The organism is Caballeronia sp. BCC1704 (genome assembly GCF_902833455.1).
Taxonomy (GTDB): Bacteria; Pseudomonadota; Gammaproteobacteria; order Burkholderiales; family Burkholderiaceae; genus Caballeronia.
The window spans coordinates 115,885-134,518 of sequence record NZ_CADFFT010000002.1 but is presented as its reverse complement, the minus strand read 5'-3'; the positions used below and the strand labels follow the sequence as shown (position 1 = coordinate 134,518).

Genomic DNA, 18,634 nt, shown 5'->3' with positions numbered 1-18,634 from the left:
GAATCCCGATCGCGTGAGAAGCAGTATGGGTTCGTGCGCCGGGAAGCAGAATACGAGCGGAAATCAAATCACTGTTCTCGTTTCCAGATCAATCAGCGCGCGTCATCCCGTATCCGCTCACCTTTTGAGGCAGCTCTCCCGAAAACTCTCACCGGCACGCGCCTTGCTTCTTTCGGAAAGTATTTCCTACGAGCCGACTCCATGCCTCCACTTCCCGGCCCGCGCCGGCCTCCTGCGAAGATCCTGCCGCCCGACGCGCCGGGCCTGCGCGCGCTGGCGTCGCTCGTGGCGGTCGTCGTCGTGATTTGCGCTTTGTATTTCGGGCGCGCAGTGATGATCCCGATCATCCTCGCGATCCTGCTCAGTTTTCTGCTCGCGCCGTTCGTCGATTTTCTGCGGCGGCTGCGCTTCGGTCAGGTGCCGTCGGTAATCGTCGCGGTCTTCGTCGCGTTGTCCGTGCTCACGGCTGTCGGCGCGCTGATCGGCGCGCAGGTCGCGCAACTCGCGAGCGATCTGCCGAAGTATCAGGTGGCCGTCGAGCGCAAGGTCGACAGCGTGCAGCGCATGACGGTCGGCCGCGCGGACGCGTTTCTCGGGCGCGCGTCGCGTGCGCTGAAGCGCCTGTCGCCGGCGCGCGAGCAAGAACCCCACGCGAACGAGGACAACCCGGCGGCTTCGCCCATCGATCAGCCGATGCCCGTCGAAGTCCACGAGCCGGCGCCGTCGCCGCTGGAACTGGCGCAGCGGTTTCTATCGCCCGTCATCAGTCCGCTGGAAACGACCGGCATCGTGCTCGTCGTCGCGGTGTTCATCCTGTTGCAGCGGGAAGACCTGCGCGACCGGCTCATACGGCTCTTCGGTTCGCGCGACCTGCACCGCGCGACCACCGCGATGGACGAGGCCGCGCGCCGCCTCTCGCGTTATTTTCTGGCGCAGCTGGGCATCAACGTCGGGGTGGGTATCGTCATTTGCATCGGGCTCGCGGTGATCGGCGTGCCGGGTGCGTTGCTGTTTGGCGTGATGACGGCGCTCCTGCGCTTCGTGCCCTACGTCGGGACGTGGATTGCCGCGTTGCTCGCGGTGATCTTCGCGGCGGCGGTCGGGCCGGGCTGGACCATGCTGATCTGGACCATCGTGCTATACGGCGCAACCGACATCATCGCCGGGCAGATCGTCGAGCCGCTTCTGTACGGCCACAGCACGGGCCTTTCGCCGTTCGCGGTGATCGTCGCAGCGATTTTCTGGAGCTGGATCTGGGGGCCGATCGGCCTCGTCCTTTCGACGCCGCTCACGCTTTGCCTCGTCATTCTCGGGCGACATGTGGACCGCCTCGAATTCCTCGATGTGCTCTTCGGCGACCGGCCCGCGCTGACACCAGCGGAGAACTTCTATCAGCGCCTGCTTGCCAACGATCCCGATGAGGCGCTCGTACAGGCCGAATCGCTGCTGAAGGACCGCTCGCTCGTCGCGTATTACGACGAAGTCGCGCTCGAAGGCTTGCGCCTCGCGCATAACGACGTGCTGCGCGGCGTCGTGACGGCGGACCAGTTGAAGCGTATCAACGAATCGGCGCTCGACATCATCGAAGGGCTGGAGGACGCCGAAGACGTGACGCCCGTGGTTCAGCGCAAAGAAGAGCCGCTCGTGAACCTCGCCGCCGACGATACGACGGCAATCGCATCCGAATCTCCGCCCGAGTACTTCGACGCCGCTGCCGAAGGGCACACGGCGTCGGTGCTGTGCATCGCGGGGAGAAGTCCGCTGGACGATCTGGCCGCGACCATCGCCGTGCAGCTTTTCCGCAAGCACGGGCTGGGCGCGGATCTGACCGGCTACGAGCGGTTCTCGCGCGGGCGCTTCGGCGAAGTGGATTTGTCGGGCGTGACGATCATCTGCGTTGTCTCGTTCGACGCCGCCGAATCGCCGCCGTATCTGCGCAATCTGCTGCGCCGGCTGCATCAGCGCGCGCCTGCGGCGGAGTTGATCGTCGGGCTCGTGGTCGCGGAAAGTCCGTTGCAAGGCGAAGTACTCGTGCGGACGAGTTCGGCGGCGGTGTCGTTCAAGGAACTGGTCGATGCCTGCGTGGCGGCCGCGCGCCGCCAGTCCACCGACGGCGTATCGTGGGCCGGCCTCGATTCGCAGGCGTCCGCGCCCACCGTGGATAACCGCAGCCGCGCCGCGCAAGCCGACGCGCCGGCCTTGCGCAACGTGCTGGGCGACGCCTAGCGATTGCCGTCGAAGAGATCGTTGAGCATGGTGTCGAAGGACGCCTGCGCGTCTTCGAGCTCCTGCAGCGCGGCGTCGAATGTCTGGAGCGCCATCTGCGAGGGCCGGCCGTCGCCTTCGGGCGGAAACTGCTTCTGCAGCGCGACGAACGCGGACTGCACCTGCCGCGTGGCATTGACGATACGTTCCATCGCGCGCGCTTCTTCCGCGCGATTGTTCTCAGCGGTCATCGGAGACACTCCTCGTTGGCAATGTCCCGATAGTACCAAGCGCGGCGCGCTTGCAGACTACGCCGTCGCCGTTTCGCGCGGCGGCGCGACCGTGAAGAGCCGCACGGCTTCGTCCAGCACGACCGCGCGCTCGGCGAGCCGCTTGGCCGTTGTCGCCGCCTGCTCGACGAGCGCGGCGTTTTGCTGCGTCGAATCGTCCAGATGCGCGACCGCCTGATTCACCTGCGCGATGCCTTCCGCCTGCTCGCCGCTCGCCTTCGCCACTTCCATGATGATGGTCGAGACGCGATGCACCGCTTCGTCGATGGCGCGCATCTGGCTCGTCGTGCGCGACACGAGGTTCGTGCCTTCCTCGATCTGCGCGACGCTGGTGGCGACGACGTTCTCGATTTCCTTCGCCGACGCCGCGCACCGCTGCGCGAGATTGCGCACTTCGGTCGCCACGACGGCGAACGAGCGGCCCGCCTCGCCCGCGCGCGCCGCTTCCACGGCCGCGTTGAGCGCGAGAATGTTGGTCTGGAACGCGATGCCGTCGATCACGTCGGTGATATCCGCGATCTTGCGCGACGCGGCCGTGATGCCCGCCATCGTGCGCTCGACCTGGCCCGCGATGCGTCCGCCGTCTTCCGCTGCCGACTGCGCTTCCTTCACGAGTTCCAGCGCGCGCACCGTGGCGTCCGCGTTGCCCTGAACGGTCGTGGTGAGCTGGTCCATCGTCGCGGCCGTCTGTTCGAGCGACGCCGCCTGCAACTCGGTGCGGCGCGACAGATCCGTGTTGCCGCTGGCGATATCGCGCGCGGCGTCCAGCACGCCGCCGATCTGCCCGCGCACGTCGAAGACGATCGCCGCGAGATTCGCCTTCAGTTGGCCGAGCGCGCGCTGCACGTCGCCGAGATCGTCGTGGCGCGCGGCGGGCATGTCAACCGTGAGATCGCCCGCCGCCATGCGGGCGGCAAAGCCGGACATGGTGCGCACCGGCGCGTCCAGTTGACGCGAAAGCGCGAGCCATCCCGCGACGCTCGCCGCCGCGCCCGCGCCGAGCGCGATCCAGAACGGCAGCGGCGGCGCGCCGCGCCAGGCGGCAAGCGCCGCAATCAGCGCGGTGACTGGCGCGGCCGCGAAGCCCGCCGCGACGCGCGCGCTCACCGGCACGCGCCCGAGCGCCGCCAGCTTGCCCGCGATGCCGCGCCGGACGAGCGCGCCGCGCTCGAGCCGGAAGGGCGCATCGCCGGCGCGCATCGTCGCGTAGAGGGCTTCGGCTTCTTTGACTTCGGCGCGGCTCGGCTTCACGCGCACGCTCAGATAGCCAATCGCCTTGCCGTGCTCCATGACCGGCGTGACGTTGGCGCGCACCCAGTAGTGGTCGCCGTTCTTGCGGCGGTTCTTGACGAGCGCGGTCCACGAACGGCCGGCACGCACGGTCGCCCACAAGTCCGCGAAGGCTTCGCGCGGCATGTCCGGATGCCGGATGATGTTGTGCGGCTGGCCGATCAGTTCTTCGCGCGAGAAACCCGACACGTCGACGAAAGCCGGATTGCAGTACTGAATGTTGCCGGAGAGATCCGTGGCGGAGACCAGCATTTCTGCTGCGGGGAAATCGAATTCTCGCTGGGTGACGGGCTGGTTGTCGCGCATGATGTCCTTGTAAGTTCGCTTCGCGAGGAGCGTTCCGACGTCGAACGCGGCCTCGCATTACAAGGACTTAACGGCTAATAGCCCCACAACCTTTACGGACAAAGGCGCCGCGCGCATGCGGCGCATTGTCGCTGACGCTTACTGCGCGCTCCATCCACCGTCGATCTGCAATGCCGATCCGCGCATCTCGCTCGCGGCATCCGAGCACAGGAACACGGCCATGTCGCCGATCTGCTGCGGCGTGACGAACTGCGCGGACGGCTGCTTTTCGCCGAGCAGTTTCGCGCGGGCCGCGTCGGGCGAGAGCGATTCGCGGGCGGCGAGATCGTCGATCTGCTTTTGCACGAGCGGCGTCAGCACGAAGCCGGGGCAAATGGCGTTGACGGTCACGCCCGTGCGCGCGTTTTCGAGCGCCGCCACTTTCGTGAGTCCGAGAATGCCGTGCTTGGCCGCGACATACGCTGACTTGCCCGCCGACCCGACGAGCCCATGCACCGACGCGATGTTGATGACGCGGCCCCAGCCGCGCTCGCGCATGCCGGGCAGCGCGACGCGCATCGTATGGAACGCGGAGCTCAAGTTGATCGCGATGATCGCGTCCCAGCGTTCGACCGGGAATTCGTCGATGGTCGCGACGTGCTGAATGCCCGCGTTGTTCACCAGGATGTCGAGCGCGCCGAAGCGTTCTGTCGCGAACGCGATCATGGCCTCGATCTCGGCGGGCTTGGTCATGTCGGCTGCGTGATGCACGGCCTTCGCGCCGGTCGCCTCGATCTGCGCGAGCGCGCCGCTCACGTCGCCGAAGCCGTTCAGCACGAGATTCGCCCCCGCTTGCGCGAGCGCCGTGGCAATGCCGAGGCCGATACCGCTCGTCGAGCCGGTGACGAGCGCGGTCTTGCCGGCGAGGGTGTTCGATGCGGACTGAGTCATGAGCGGTTTCCTTTTTCTGTAGCGCTGCGGGTACGACTATCTTCGATATTGCTTCGACAAAAACAACTAATCGCTTTCAGGCGTCGCCGGGGCAGCCGATTTTCGCACGACGCGATTAACGACGCGCATGGCGCGTTCCCGCGTCTGTTTGACGAATTGCTTCGTCATATAACCGGTTTGTCCCCACGGCGTCGCGAGCACCATGAATGAGGACATCGGATACGACTCGCCGCCGCTCCACGACGTTTTGTAGCGTTGGTCGCCGGGACCGAAGTCGAAGTCCAAATGATGTTCGAAAGCCCATTTCACGCATTCATCGACGAGAATGGTGCCGGGTGAGAATTTCTTCAGGTTTAAATCGTAAGTGATCGCGATGAGATAGAACGTATCGCTATTCATCGAAACAATATTCGCCGCGACCGGTTCGCCATTGAACGTCATGACGAAGAGCCGAAAGATTCCGGAGGCCGCGGCCGGACCGGAAAGAAGCGCTTTCCAGAATTTCAGGCTGGCATCGGAGAATGTCCATTGACTCTCGCCGACTTTCTCGGTCGCCCACTTTCGCTTTTGAACCACGAACCATTCGATGAACGATTCGAGACGCGGATCGGAAGCGTCGATTAATTCGATTTTGAACTGTCCTTCTTTCGCGAGCCGCCGTTTCAGGTACTCCGGTTTGGTCTTCTCGCGTCCGGACCGCGAGCGGCTGAAAGCATCCCAGTCTTGAACGCCGCGTAACGCCGCGTAAGGCGTGAGGTCATCTTCTTCGCGGCGAATTACGGCATGGCGCTTCACGCACGCATAAAGCGGCGAAGTCTTGCGAACGCGCCATAACTCGAAAACGTCGGCGCGCGTGGCTCGCACGGTCTCTTTGTACAGCGCTTCGACGATTTGCTGCGCGTCCTTTTCCGGTGCGACGAGAATATCGCTCGGCGAACGGTTTTGCGGTGTCAGCGGTTCAGCGAATTTCCAGCAATTGCGATAAGACACGAGCAGCGGCCACACGGCCACCATTTTTCCATTGCGCCTCGCGACGACGCAATGCGGTTTGCGCCGCGTGCCGACGTGTTCGCACATCAGGCTGTTATAGCAATACTCGAATGACTGAAAATATTCGCCGTCGACATGGCGATATAATGCGCTCCATTCCGCTTGGAGAGCGCGAATGCTTTCAGGATCGCGGCAGTGCTCGAATGTCAGAGACCGATCGGCGGACGTCGGAATATCAGCGCGAGAGACATTTTCTTTTTCAGGAGTCAGATTCACTTAAAAGCCCGCGATTAAGATGTTCCAGATTAAGCGTGAGCACATGCTTACGCTGGATGACACTGTCGTCCCGTCATTTTATCAGGCATCAGTTAATCGAGCACATAACTGGCGCATTAGATACTAGATGACCGACTATCGGGCGGTAATAAGGGTAAACGTGCTCGTTTTAATCGGACAAACAATAGCGAATGGCCGCCGCTTTAAAGCGTGCGGCCATTCGACCCATTAGACGATTCCAGTCGCGTAGTACACGCCGATGACGAAGAACACCGCGAGCGTCTTGATGACGGTGACAGCAAAAATGTCGCGATAGGACTCGCGGTGCGTGAGCCCGGTGACCGCAAGCAGCGTGATGACCGCGCCGTTGTGCGGCAGCGTGTCCATGCCGCCGCTCGCCATCGCGACCACCCGGTGCAGGACTTCCAGCGGAATATGCGCGGCTTCCGCGCCCTTGATGAATAGGTCCGACATGGCGGCGAGCGCGATGCTCATGCCGCCCGACGCGGAGCCGGTGATGCCCGCGAGCGAACTCACGGAAATCGCGGCGTTGACGAGCGGATTCGGGATGCTTTTCAGCGCGTCCGAGACGACCAGAAAGCCCGGCAGCGCCGCGATCACGCCGCCGAAGCCGTATTCGGACGCGGTGTTCATCGCGGCAAGCAAAGCGCCCGCGACGGCGGCGCGCGTGCCCGGCGCGAAGCGTTCCTTCACGCGGGAAAACGCCGTCAGCAACACGAGCAGAATGCCGAGCAGCAACGCGCCCTCGACCGCCCAGATCGCGATGACCGGCTTGATCGCGGTGGTCACCGGCGTGTGCACGCCCGGCAGCGCGTTGGGCGCGACGGTATAACTCGCGCCGTACCACGTCGGGATCCAGCGGGTGAGCGCGAAGTTCGCGACACCCACGAGCACCAGCGGCGCGACGGCGAGCATCGGATTCGGCAGATTGGCGGACTCGACGCGTTCCGGCTCGTTCACGAGCGAGGTGCCATAGCCTTCGCCCTTGGCCATGGCCGAACGCCGGCGCCACTCCAGAAACGAAAGCCCCACGACGATGATGAACACCGAGCCGATCACGCCCAGCCACGGCGCGGCCCAGCCGGTCGTCTTGAAGAACGTCGTCGGGATGATGTTCTGAATCTGCGGCGTGCCGGGCAGCGAATCCATCGTAAAAGAGAACGCGCCGAGCGCGATGGCGCCGGGCATCAGCCGCTTCGGAATATTGCTCTGGCGGTACATTTCCGCCGCGAACGGATACACGGCGAACACGACCACGAACAGCGACACGCCGCCATAGGTGAGCAGCGCGCACACGGCCACGATCACCGCATTGACCCGCGACTTGCCGATATAGCGGATCGCGGCGGCGACGATCGACTCGGAAAATCCGGACAGCTCGATCACCTTGCCGAATACCGCGCCCAGCAGGAACACGGGGAAATAGAGCTTCACGAAGCCGACCATCTTCTCCATGAAGATGCCTGAGAACACCGGCGCGACGGCGGCGGGATCGGTGAGCAGGACGGCCGCGAGCGCGGCGATCGGCGCGAACAGGATGACGCTGTAGCCGCGATAGGCGGCCAGCATCAGGAACGCCAGGGCGGCGAGCACGATGAGGAACGACATTGAGTCTCCGTTAATGGTTGTTTTTTGACCTTCGTCCGCGGCTTGTTACGGCAGGCCGTCGGCGGCGCGCAATCATGCAGCTTCCGTGCCAACAATCGCGAACTCACACTGGCGCGCGCGCAAAGGCGGCGCGAGCTGCCCGAGGCCGCCGGATTATCTCCGATTAGAGACGGACTAGCGCTTAACCGGTGTTCGGCGCAAGCCCATCAAGGCTGTTGCCTGTCTCCAAGATGAGATACGCTGTCGCCGATAAGAGAAAAACGGAGACAAGCGCGATGCGCAACGACTGGATCAACGTACCCGCCGACTACAGCGACGTCATGCGGCGCGCCATGGAGTCGCTCTTCAAGACGTTCGAGAACCTGAGCGAAGGCACGTTCATCGTCGATGCGGACGCCCGCGTCGTCTGGATCAACAAGCGTTATGCGGCGCGCTTCGGCTTCTCCGATCCGACGGACGCCATCGGTCTCGACTGCGAAGCGGTCATCCCGAACAGCCTGATGCGCGAAGTCGTCGCGACGGGCAAGCCGATTCTGCTCGACGTGCTCGAGACGGACCGCGAGCCGCTCGTCGTCACACGCCTGCCGCTGAAGGACGATCAGGGCGCGACCGTCGGCGCAATCGGCTTCGCGCTCTTCGACGAGATGAAGGCGCTCACGCCGCTTTTCGCGCACTACTCGCGCGTGCAGCAGGAACTGATCGCGACGCGGCAGTCGCTCGCGCAGGCGCGGCGGGCCAAGTACACCTTCGCGAGCTTCGTCGGCACGAGTCCGGCGAGTCTCGAAGTCAAGCGGCAGGCGCGGCGCGCCGCGCTCGTCGATTCGCCCGTGCTGCTGCTCGGCGAAACCGGCACCGGCAAGGAACTGCTCGCGCACGCGATCCACGGCGCGTCGACGCGGGCGGCCAAGCCGCTCGTCACCGTCAACGTCGCGGCGATTCCGGACACGCTGCTCGAAGTGGAATTCTTCGGCGCGGCGCCGGGCGCGTACACGGGCGCGGAACGCAAAGGGCGCGTCGGGAAGTTCGAACTGGCGGACGGCGGCACGCTGTTTCTCGACGAAATCGGCGACATGCCGCTGCCGTTGCAGGGCAAGCTCTTGCGCGTGTTGCAGGACAAGGAGTTCGAGCCGCTCGGGTCGAACCGCATCGTGCGCGCGGACGTGCGCATCATCGCGGCGACCTCGGCGGACCTGCCCGCGCTCGTTGCAGCGGGGCGCTTTCGCGCCGACCTGTTTTATCGGCTGAACGTGCTGACGATCCACGCGCCGCCTCTGCGCGAGCGGCTCGGCGATATCGAGGCACTCGCGTACGCGATCCTCGAAGACCTGTCGGGCGAAGCGCGCACGGGTCGCATCCGCCAGTTCGTGCTTCACGACGACGCGCTGCGTCTTCTGACGGCGTGCGCGTGGCCGGGCAACGTGCGCGAGCTGCGCAACACGCTCGAACGGGCGCTGATGCTTTCTGACAGCGAACATATCGATGCGCGCGCGCTCGCTCCGTTCATCGACTCCAAGCCGGCCGCGCTGCCCGCGCCCGCTGAAAAGGCGCAAGCGGAAGCCGCCGTACCCTACGCGCAGGCGATGAACGACTTCGAGCGCCGCTTTCTTGCCGACGCATTGCGCGCGAGCGGCGGGCGCGTGGCGGAAGCAGCGCAACGTATCGGCATCGGGCGGGCGACGATGTACAAGAAGATCGCGGCGCTCGGCATCGAGGTGTGAATCGCGCTTCGCGTCATAAATCGACGCGAAAGTTCCGCGTGGCATACTCGCGAAACGACGCAATCAAGAATAACGACCTGAAAACAAGGGGTGCGGGATGAAGCTCGGCAAGGCAATCGGCCATATCGTCATGCTCGCTGCGAGCGCGTGGGCGCTCGGCGGATGCAGCAGCGCGCCGCCGCTTTTTTCCGCCGACGGCCGGCCGACGCAACTCGTCACCTGTCCGGCCTATGGCGGCTGGCGCTTGTGTACCGATAACGCGAAGGTTGCGTGTCCAGCCGGCTATGACGTGCTCGATCAGTCGAGCGACAACAACCAGAACTCGCTGCTGCTCGCCTGCAAGGCGAACTGAGCCGAAACTGGCTCAGTCGTGCTGTGTTTCGCGCAGCATCGTGGTGTCGTAGCCGAGCGCGGCGGCGCGCAGGAGCAGCGTGCGGCGCAGTTCGGCCGACGGGCGGGCTTCGCGCGTGAGAATCCACAGATAGCGCCCCGTCGGCTCGCCGACGATGGACCACGAATAGTCGTCGGCGTGATCGAGAATCCAGTAGTCGCCGACATAGAACGGGCCGAAAAACGAGACTTTGAGCTTCGTTCCGTTCGATCCCGGCACGACCTTCGCGCGTCCTTCCGCCGACCGGTATCGCCCGGTCAGGCTGCCTTCCCGGCACGCGTTGATGACCGAAATGAGACCGTCCTCGCGCCGCGCGTAGTTGGCGGTGACCGCTTCGCAATTGCGCTCGAAGCGGTTTTCGTAGCGGGCGAATTCGAACCAGTGGCCGAGATAGCGGTCGAGGTCCACGGCCTTCGACGGCTCCGGCACATGCTCGTTGCCGCTGCGCTTCGCGCCTTTCAGTCCATAGGCCGCGAGCGCGCCGATGCCTCCTATCGCTATCAGCGCCGCGGCGCCGTACGCCCAGGGTCGTCGTGATTTCATTGGCTTCAGAGTCCGTTGGAGATTGATTCGATAGCAATGACCGTTCCGTTGCGAGCGGTCCCGGAAAGTCTCACCTATCGCCCGTATGGCGGCGCGAGGCGCGCGACGGCTATTGCGCAAGGCGTTGCGATCATTGGTTTTTTTCTCGCAAGTCGATCACGCAGTTCGCCGCGCTCGCCGCATCCCGAATCGTCTCACCTCTAAGCACTGCCGCGTGCGAGCCGTGGACGCTGGGCGAGCGCGTCTTCACGAAAGCGCGAAATCCGCGAAACCCGCGATTTGTCTGGAATCAACGAGTTGCGGCGAAGAGTGAAAGCTGTGTCACGCGTTCGCCAGATCAAAAAGTGAGACCCCTTGGCACGGCGGTCCTCACCCTGCGACTGCTCCCGAAAGCTCTCACCGGTCGATCTGCGAGTATGCTTTCGGCTCTTCCGATTCGGCTCGCGCGCCACCGCTCTTTCATGTCATCGCCGGTTTCTTCGCCCGTTGCGTTTCTCTCGTCGCTGCTCGGTCCGCTCGTCACCAGTATCTTGCCCGTGTTCGGCCTCATCGCCGCGGGCTATGTATGCCGCAAGTTCAGCAAGCTCGGGCCCACCGCGGCGTCCGAACTGAACCGATTCGTCGTCTATCTCGCGCTACCGGCGCTACTCTTCGACATCATGGCGAAGACGCCATTGAAGACGCTCGATCAACCAGCGTTCATCGCGGTGTTCGGCATCGGATCGGCGGTCGTGTTCGTGCTGACGCTCGGCGTTCGGCTGCTGCAAGCGCGTCCGCTCGCCGATGCCAGCATCGACGGGCTCAACGCCGCCTATCCGAACACCGGTTTCGTGGGCTTGCCGCTCTGCCTGCTCGCGTTCGGCAAGCCAAGCCTCGCGCCCGCCGTCATCGCGACGATCATGACCGTGTGCGTGCTCTTCGGCATCGCGATCGTGCTGATCGAACTCGGCTTGCAAGCGGGAAGCGGTATCGGCGCGACGCTGTGGCGCGTGGCGAAGTCGCTTGGCAAGAATCCGCTTCTGATCGCGCCGGTCGCGGGCGCGCTGATGAGCGGCAGCGGCGTGGCGGTGCCCGAAGGCGCAGAAGCGCTCATCAAGCTGCTAGGCGGCGCGGCGAGTCCCTGCGCGCTCGTCGCGCTCGGACTGTTTCTCGGCGTGAAGGGCGAAGCACGCAACGCGCGGACGACGAGCGCGCTCGTCGCGCTCAAGCTCCTGGCGCAGCCGCTTCTGACGTGGTGGCTCGCGTTTCAAGTGTTCGCGCTGCCGCCGCTGTGGGCGAAAACCGCCGTGATCCTCAGCGCGCTGCCCACCGGCACCGGCCCGTTCATGCTCGCCGAGTTCTATCGGCGCGAGGGCAGCGTGACGTCGAGCACGATTCTTTTCTCGACGGTACTGTCGCTCGTCACGGTCACGCTCTGTCTTGCAGTGATGCTGTGATCGCTCAGCGAAACCGCCGCGATTATTACAATTTCGGCAAAAACCACTTCGGTCGCAGCCGCTTTTTCCGCTGTCGCCGCCCCGCTAAAGTTCGCCTCATCCGGTCCGACCGGTCGGTCAACCAACTCAGCAGAGGCATCTCATGAAGCGCATTCTTTCCATTCTCGCCGCATCCATCGCTCTTTTTACTGCAGCCGGCGCGGCGCACGCGGCCGATTCTCAGCCGTCGACGTGTCAGGGCACGGCCGCGCAATGCAACGTCTTCTTCGGTCAGTAAGCGGCATTCACATCGCACGGAAACAGGCCTGCCGCTGCGTTTTGTTTCGTCCGTGAATCGAAAAACGGGGTCCACTGACGATTTCCGGGACTTATCCACAGTTTCTGTGGATAAAGGTGGGGATAGCTGGCCGCAAAGCGAGCATTCATGCGGCGCGGGCTGGATTGCCCGATTGGCTACAAAAACGAACCCGGTCACCCATCGCAGCATCACCGTGACGACCGCCTGACGCGGGCCTATGATGTGCTCTCGCGTCGGTTACAGACGACGTATCGGACGTTCAATCTCATCCTTTCGACGGGGGAAATGTCATGGCGTACAAGATCGCGGTGGTCGTGGGGAGCCTGCGCAAGGATTCGTACAATCGGCAGCTTGCCCACGCGCTCGAATCGCTCGCGCCGAGCGATTTCACTTTCGAGCATCTGGACATCGGCAGCTTGCCGCTCTACAGCCAGGAATACGACAGCGACTTCCCGGAAGCCGCGCGCACGCTGAAGCAGAAGATTTCCGAAGCCGACGGGCTGCTGTTCGTCACGCCCGAGTACAACCGCTCGATTCCCGGCGTGCTGAAAAACGCGCTCGACTGGGGTTCGCGGCCGTGGGGACAAAGCGCGTGGGGCGGCAAGCCGGGCGCGGTGATCGGCACGTCGGTCGGCGCCATCGGCACGGCGCTCGCGCAGGCGCATCTGCGCAGCGTCTGCGCGTACCTCGACGTCGCGCTGATGGGTCAGCCGGAGATGTATATCAAGCACGACGAAAAGCGCATCGACGCGAACGGCAACATCACGAGCGAAGACACGCGCAAGTTCTTGCAGACGTTCATGGACCGATACGTCGCGTGGGTGCGCGATTTCGCCGCCTGAGGCGCTCTGCAAACAACAACGGCCCGCGCGAGCGGGCCGTCATCATCTAGAGCAATCGCCGGTCACGCGTGATGTTGCCCGGTCACGCGATCCCAGCCGTGACGGATCGCCGCCTTGAAGCGGTCCCACGTATCGCCTTCGGGATGGCGGCTCTCCCAATCCCGCCGCATTTCATACTCCATCTGGTCGTCCCACGCGCGGTTGCGGAACCGCTCGTCGTTGCCGAGCGTCGCGCCGTAGCGATACGCGCTTTCATAGTCCTCGTACGGCTCGCCGGTCGTCGCGTACTTCGTGGCGTAGTCAGCGCGGAAGTCCTCTTCGTACTCCATGTACTCGTTCGGCACCGTGCGCGGACCGAGCGGAACCGCCGCCTGCGACGCCGCCGACGTGCCGATCGGATCGCCCGCCGCGCCCATCGCGGGCATCGATTGCGACTGCACCTGATTCTGCATGTTCAATTGCTGCGGCTTGGCGGGCTCGTCCAGCGTGCTCAACGGCTCGATCGTGTCGATGGAGCGCCAGTCCGTGTTCGGATCGACGTGCACGCCGGTCAGCGGATCGGTCGGCGCCGGTGCTTGCGCCTGTCCTTGCGTCTGTGTTTGCGCGGTGCTAGCCGGCTTCGTTTCAACCTGCTCGTATTGCGTCGTCGACGGCTCCGGCGTGCCGCGCTGCGGGCGCGTCGCCGGCATCAGCGGATCGTCGGCGGGGTCGGTCACGTAGTCGCGCGAGGTCAGCGTCGCGGGGTCAGTGCGCGTGAAGGCTTCGGCGCCGGTCTCGCTGCCGATTCCACCGCCTGCCGGCGTACGCGGCTCGCCGATCGGATCGAGCAGCGGATCGCCGAGCGGACCGGCGAGCGGGTCGACGATCGGCGGCGCGACCGGATCGGCAGCGGCGGCGTCCGAACGCGGATAAGCACGCGCGCGCGGCACGTCCGCACGCGGCGGATTCACAGGATCGCGGCCCGGAACGCCGCTGCCCCGACCGAGGCCGAGTTCGTCGAGAATGGAGTGATCGCGGTCGTCGGTGGCCGTGGGCGGCGTCGCGGCCGCGCCGTGCGACAGCGTCGACCAGCTCGCCGCGCGTTCGTCGATGTCGATCGCGCCGCAATCGGTCAGCGTCGTGCGCGCGATATCGGCTTGCGCCTCGCTCGGCGTATCGACGGCGACGAGCACCGCGCCCCGGCGCACCGCTTCCGAATAATGCGCGACCTCCGGCGGATGATCGCGTCCGCCGAAGAGCATGCTGAAGAACCGCTCGATGTTCGCGAGCACGCCGGGCTGCGCGTGCGTCTCGGCGTCGCTCAAGCTCGAGGGCTGCGCGGCATCGTCCCGCTTCGGGTTCGCCTGAAGCTCGATATCGCCGCGCGCGAAGCCCGCCGTGACGAGCGCCGAGCGCGCATTCTCGGCCTCAGCGTAGGTATCGAATACTCCGATGACGGTGTGTCGCATGGTCGCCTCCTCGATGAGCGGAATCCGCGGATCGGCAACGCCGGGTTGCCGCACATGCGTTTGATGGACGCAACACTCGTGCCGGAGCCGCGTTAGCGATCGATGGAGCGCGCCGCCTGATCCTCGCGGATGCCGCGCAGCAGCGTATCCAGCAGCGCGATATCGAAGGGCTTCGCAAGCACGCGCGCATCGACTTGCCGCGCGCGGTCGAGTTCTTCGGCATAGCCGGTGACGAGAATGACCGGGATGCGCGGCTCGAACCGCTGCATGCGTTCAGCGAGATCGATACCGTTGAGCTGGCCGGGCATGTGGATGTCCGAGAGCACGACATCGAACGGGAAGCCTGACACCGCCAGGTTCTCCCGGGCCGCTTCGAGCAGCGTCATCGCGGTATCGGCGTTGAACACGTACGTCACGCGATGACCCATCATCGTGAGCAGCGCCTCCGTGCCGGCGGCGACTTCCTCGTTGTCTTCGACGAGCAGCACGCGCAGGCCTTCGGCCTCCTGCGCCGTCGCGGCGGCCTGTTCCGGCTCCGCGCCGGGCGCGTCGGTCGCGGCGGCCCGCGGCAGATAGAGACGCACCGACGTGCCCGCGCCAATGGCGCTGTCGATGGTCGCGATGCCGCCCGCCCGCTCGCAGAACGCGAAGACCTGCGGCAAGCCGAGCCCGGTGCCCATGCCTTTCGGCTTGGTCGTGAAAAGCGGCTCGAACGCGCGCGCGAGCACGTCCGCGCTCATGCCGACGCCCGTGTCTTCCAGCGAAATCTGCACAAATTCGCCGATGAGCGGAAAGCCGTCCTCGTGGCGAAAGCGCACGTTTTCCGCGCGCGCGGTGAATGTGCCGCCGTTCGGCATCGCGTCGCGCGCGTTCACGGCCACGTTGATGAGCGCGAGTTCCAGCTCGGCCGGATCGACCCGGATCGTCCAGACGTCCGCCGCGACTTCCGAGTGCAGCGCGACCTTCGCGCCGAGCGACGCGCGCAGCAGTTCGCGCTCCGCCGTCACCCATTTGCCGATGGCGATGACCTCGCTGCGCAACGGCTGCTTGCGCGCGACGCCGAGCAACTGCCGCGTGAGCGACTGGCCGCTCTTCAACGCGCGCTCCATCGCGCTCAGTTCGCGGTCGAGTCCGATCGGGCCGCGCCGCCGGGCGATCTGCACGTTCGTGGAGACGATCATCAGCAGATTGTTGAAGTCGTGCGCGACGCTGCCGACCAGATTGCCGAGCGCCTCCATCTTGCGCGCCTGCCGGTACGCCGATTCGATGGAGCGGCGCATCGACGCCTCGGCCTGCCAGCGTTCCCACGCTTCTTCTTCGATAGCGAGCCGCCGCAGCGACTGTCCGATCACGCCCCACAGCACGACGCACGGCGCGAGAATCGACAGCGCGAGCACGGTCAAGTGCCGATACCACTGCGTCCAGATGGTATCGATGGGAAAGCCGCTCGACACATACAGCGGATAGTCGCCGACCCGACGAAACGCGACGATCTTCAACTCGTTGTCGAGTCCCGAGACCATCTTCATGACGCCGTCGTGCGTGCCGGCGCGATACGCCTCGCGCAGCGGCGAACTCGCGGCGAGCGCCATTCGCGCGGGCGGCCGCTCGGGATACCACGCGAGCACTTCCCCGTCGGCGCGGGCGAGACCGATCGACACGGTCGGGCTGTCGCCGAGCAGTTCGCGATAGAAGTCGTTGAAGTACGACGGACGCAGCGCGATCGACACCATCCCGGCGAATTGCCCGTCGCGCGTCTTGCGGGCGACCGCTGTGTTGAACACGCGCTCGCCGGCGACTCTCCCGAGCATCACGCGAGAAATCTGCGCGAGCCGGCTGTCGGTGCGCAGGCCGATGAAGTCCTCTCGCGTGCCCACCGTGACATCGGGCGTCGGCCACGCGCGGCTGGTGGCGAGCAACTGCCCGTCGGGACCGAACACCGAGGCCGCCGACACCTGACGGTAGCCGCCGATCAACTGACTGAGCCGCGTATGAACGACGCCGTCTTCGCGGCGAATCGCGTCGGCGTCGAGGTCGTCGAGCAGATCGACGATGCGTTCGTTCAGCGTGACGTTGAGATCGAAGACTTTGAGCGCGTGCTCTTCCGCGATTCGCGCGTTGCGGGCGACCGCGTCGGAGGCGCTCGCCACGCGTGCGTGGTAATCCGAGATCGCGGTAATGGCGACGTAGACGCACGGAAGCACGACGGCAGCCACGAGCAGCGCGTAGAGCGTCATGCGCTGCGCGGCGAAGTTCCGTTCGGGAACGACCGGAAACGGCGGTTCGTCCTGCCGCGCTATAGCGGCAGGCTTGGCGTCGTGCTCCTCACGTTGCAGCGTCATTTTGGCAGCGAAGTGGAAAACTTTACTCGACCGTCGGCGCGATCGCCCGTTCGATTATGGGCGGGCGAGGCGCGCGCGGCGTAATCGTTCGAGGAATGCAGAATCCATGCCAAGAGGCTACCGCGCCGCGCGTCGGCATTCGCGCCGGCGCCCGGTTTTCGCACGCGTGTGCGGTGCGCAGTTAGCGAGAGTATCCGTAGCGCAAACGTACAGCGAAGTATCGGACAATTCGCCCTAGGCGCACCGAGAAAGTCCATTCTCGATTGGAGCGAAACGCGAGAAGAGTTATTCCGCAGCAGCGCGCCTGCGAGTTGCTTTCGCGTCGATCGAGGCCGACAATGCAATCTTCCGATCAATCTGCCGTCAGAGCGGATGTCGGGCAGAAAAAGCTCGCCACGCGCGCCGCGCGAGCGGGCAACAGAACAAAAGGCCAAGGTCCGGCACGGCTCGCCGCCCGGACGACGCACGGGGCAAGGCAACATGACGCCGAACCAGACGCTCGGGTGCGCGCTCGCCGCGTGCCGTTCCATCGCGCCGGATAGCCGCGCTGCTTGGGCGCCTTTACATTCGATTTCGCCTGCCATCAGCGGCTGGCGACGTACGCGCCGCCCGTCTCCCTAAAGAACTCCGCAGCCACGCCGTAAACGCATACGAGAGCATGCCGTGTAGCCATGCATCCCGTCAGCCACGAACGTTCACCGATTCGACCGACCATGCCTTTGCCGATTGTCATTGCCGATGATTCCCTGCTCGCGCGCAAGGTGTTGACGCGCGCACTGCCCGCGGACTGGGACGTCGATATCTCCTACGCGACGAATGGACGCGAGGCGCTCGAGTTGTATCGCGCGGGCCGCGCATCCGTCATGTTTCTCGATCTGACGATGCCGGACATGACCGGCTATCAGGTTCTCGACGCGCTTCAGCACGAAGACCTGAACACGTTCGTGATCGTCGTTTCCGCCGACGTGCAACCGCTCGCGCAGGAACGCGTGCGCGCGCTCGGCGCCATTGCGTTCCTGCCGAAGCCCGTGACGCCCGAAGCGCTGCGTCCCGTTTTGAAGGAGTACGGTCTCCATGGTTGAACCCGCCCTCAACGAAGACCAGCGCGACGCGCTGCAGGAAGTCGCCAACATGGCGATGGGTCAGGCCGCCACGCGCCTGTCGAAGCTCCTCGGCACGTTCATCGAACTGTCGGTGCCGCGCGTGCGCGTGGTGAACGTGTCCGAAGCGTCCGCCGCGCTGCGCGAGATGACCGGCATCACCGACGCCGTGACCGCCGTGCGCCAGGGCTTTCGCTCGGACATCAAGGGCGAGGCGATCGTGCTGTGCAAGAGCGGCAGCGTCGATGACCTGTGCGCGCTCGTCGACGATCCCTACACCAAGTCCACCTACGAAGCGACCACGCGCACGGAACTCGTCTTCGACGTGGCGACGGTGTTGATCGGCGCGTGCGTGTCGTGCATTCTGGACCGCCTCGGCCGCGCGCCGATCTTCTCGCCGCCCGGCATGCTCGGCGCGGAACTGGCGCTCGAAGAAGTCTTCCAGCCCGCGATGCTCGCGTGGAAAACGGCGCTGCTGCTCGAAGTCAACTTCGCGCTGGAGGATCACAGCTTCCGCGCGCATCTGGTGATGCTGATGGCCGAAGACGCCATTGCGCATCTGAACGAGGCGCTCGACGCGCTGCTTTCCAGCTTCTGACG

Annotated in this window: 16 protein-coding genes; 8 read left to right on the top strand and 8 right to left on the bottom strand. The window is 64.9% G+C overall.

Annotation, left to right across the window (positions count from 1 at the left end):
• The first annotated feature begins 201 nt into the window (after window positions 1-201).
• Window positions 202-2,226 (top strand): AI-2E family transporter, encoded by a 2,025-nt coding sequence (locus tag HWX53_RS10450; RefSeq protein ID WP_175940787.1) that lies wholly within the window; start codon window positions 202-204, stop codon window positions 2,224-2,226.
• Here the strand turns inward: HWX53_RS10450 and HWX53_RS10445 are convergent.
• The 5 genes from HWX53_RS10445 to HWX53_RS10425 form a co-directional block, all read right to left on the bottom strand.
• Window positions 2,223-2,456, bottom strand: a complete 234-nt coding sequence (locus tag HWX53_RS10445; protein ID WP_159839271.1) for a hypothetical protein — start codon at window positions 2,454-2,456, stop codon at window positions 2,223-2,225. The genes HWX53_RS10450 and HWX53_RS10445 overlap by 4 nt on opposite strands.
• Window positions 2,457-2,513: 57 nt before the next feature.
• Window positions 2,514-4,091 carry a PAS domain-containing methyl-accepting chemotaxis protein gene (locus HWX53_RS10440; RefSeq protein ID WP_175940786.1) on the bottom strand — a complete coding sequence of 526 codons (1,578 nt, stop codon included), beginning with the start codon at window positions 4,089-4,091 and terminating at the stop codon, window positions 2,514-2,516.
• A gap of 138 nt (window positions 4,092-4,229) precedes the next feature.
• Window positions 4,230-5,021, bottom strand: coding sequence for a 3-hydroxybutyrate dehydrogenase (locus HWX53_RS10435; protein ID WP_175940785.1), 792 nt, complete (start codon window positions 5,019-5,021; stop codon window positions 4,230-4,232).
• 66 nt (window positions 5,022-5,087) lie between these two features.
• Window positions 5,088-6,287: a GNAT family N-acetyltransferase gene (locus tag HWX53_RS10430; protein ID WP_175940784.1), complete on the bottom strand. Its 1,200-nt coding sequence runs from the start codon at window positions 6,285-6,287 to the stop codon at window positions 5,088-5,090.
• A gap of 228 nt (window positions 6,288-6,515) precedes the next feature.
• A complete protein-coding gene (locus tag HWX53_RS10425; protein ID WP_175940783.1) occupies window positions 6,516-7,916 on the bottom strand; it encodes a GntP family permease in 1,401 nt (466 codons plus the stop codon).
• 275 nt (window positions 7,917-8,191) lie between these two features.
• Between HWX53_RS10425 and HWX53_RS10420 the strand changes: the two genes are divergently transcribed.
• Entirely contained in the window at window positions 8,192-9,634 is a 1,443-nt protein-coding gene (locus tag HWX53_RS10420) for a sigma 54-interacting transcriptional regulator (protein WP_175940782.1), read from the top strand.
• A 97-nt stretch (window positions 9,635-9,731) separates the two neighbouring features.
• Window positions 9,732-9,986, top strand: coding sequence for a hypothetical protein (locus HWX53_RS10415; RefSeq protein WP_175940781.1), 255 nt, complete (start codon window positions 9,732-9,734; stop codon window positions 9,984-9,986).
• A 12-nt stretch (window positions 9,987-9,998) separates the two neighbouring features.
• On the opposite strand, the gene HWX53_RS10410 is transcribed toward HWX53_RS10415, so the two are convergent.
• Window positions 9,999-10,568: a lipocalin family protein gene (locus HWX53_RS10410; protein ID WP_175940780.1), complete on the bottom strand. Its 570-nt coding sequence runs from the start codon at window positions 10,566-10,568 to the stop codon at window positions 9,999-10,001.
• 461 nt (window positions 10,569-11,029) lie between these two features.
• Between HWX53_RS10410 and HWX53_RS10405 the strand changes: the two genes are divergently transcribed.
• From HWX53_RS10405 to HWX53_RS10400, 3 genes are all read left to right on the top strand, one after another.
• Complete coding sequence (locus HWX53_RS10405) at window positions 11,030-12,004, top strand: AEC family transporter (protein ID WP_175940779.1); 975 nt, start codon at window positions 11,030-11,032, stop codon at window positions 12,002-12,004.
• A gap of 142 nt (window positions 12,005-12,146) precedes the next feature.
• A complete protein-coding gene (locus HWX53_RS27895) occupies window positions 12,147-12,281 on the top strand; it encodes a hypothetical protein (RefSeq protein WP_279612490.1) in 135 nt (44 codons plus the stop codon).
• Between the two features lie 311 nt (window positions 12,282-12,592).
• Window positions 12,593-13,144, top strand: a complete 552-nt coding sequence (locus tag HWX53_RS10400; RefSeq protein WP_175940778.1) for an NADPH-dependent FMN reductase — start codon at window positions 12,593-12,595, stop codon at window positions 13,142-13,144.
• A 62-nt stretch (window positions 13,145-13,206) separates the two neighbouring features.
• Here the strand turns inward: HWX53_RS10400 and HWX53_RS10395 are convergent, their stop codons facing one another.
• Window positions 13,207-14,592, bottom strand: coding sequence for a hypothetical protein (locus tag HWX53_RS10395; RefSeq protein WP_175940777.1), 1,386 nt, complete (start codon window positions 14,590-14,592; stop codon window positions 13,207-13,209).
• 92 nt (window positions 14,593-14,684) lie between these two features.
• Window positions 14,685-16,934 (bottom strand): hybrid sensor histidine kinase/response regulator, encoded by a 2,250-nt coding sequence (locus HWX53_RS10390; RefSeq protein WP_175940776.1) that lies wholly within the window; start codon window positions 16,932-16,934, stop codon window positions 14,685-14,687.
• A gap of 713 nt (window positions 16,935-17,647) precedes the next feature.
• Between HWX53_RS10390 and HWX53_RS10385 the strand changes: the two genes are divergently transcribed.
• Entirely contained in the window at window positions 17,648-18,016 is a 369-nt protein-coding gene (locus HWX53_RS10385) for a response regulator (RefSeq protein WP_175940775.1), read from the top strand.
• Complete coding sequence (locus HWX53_RS10380) at window positions 18,009-18,632, top strand: chemotaxis protein CheC (protein ID WP_175940774.1); 624 nt, start codon at window positions 18,009-18,011, stop codon at window positions 18,630-18,632. The genes HWX53_RS10385 and HWX53_RS10380 overlap by 8 nt, the downstream gene beginning before the upstream one ends.
• Window positions 18,633-18,634 lie beyond the last annotated feature (2 nt).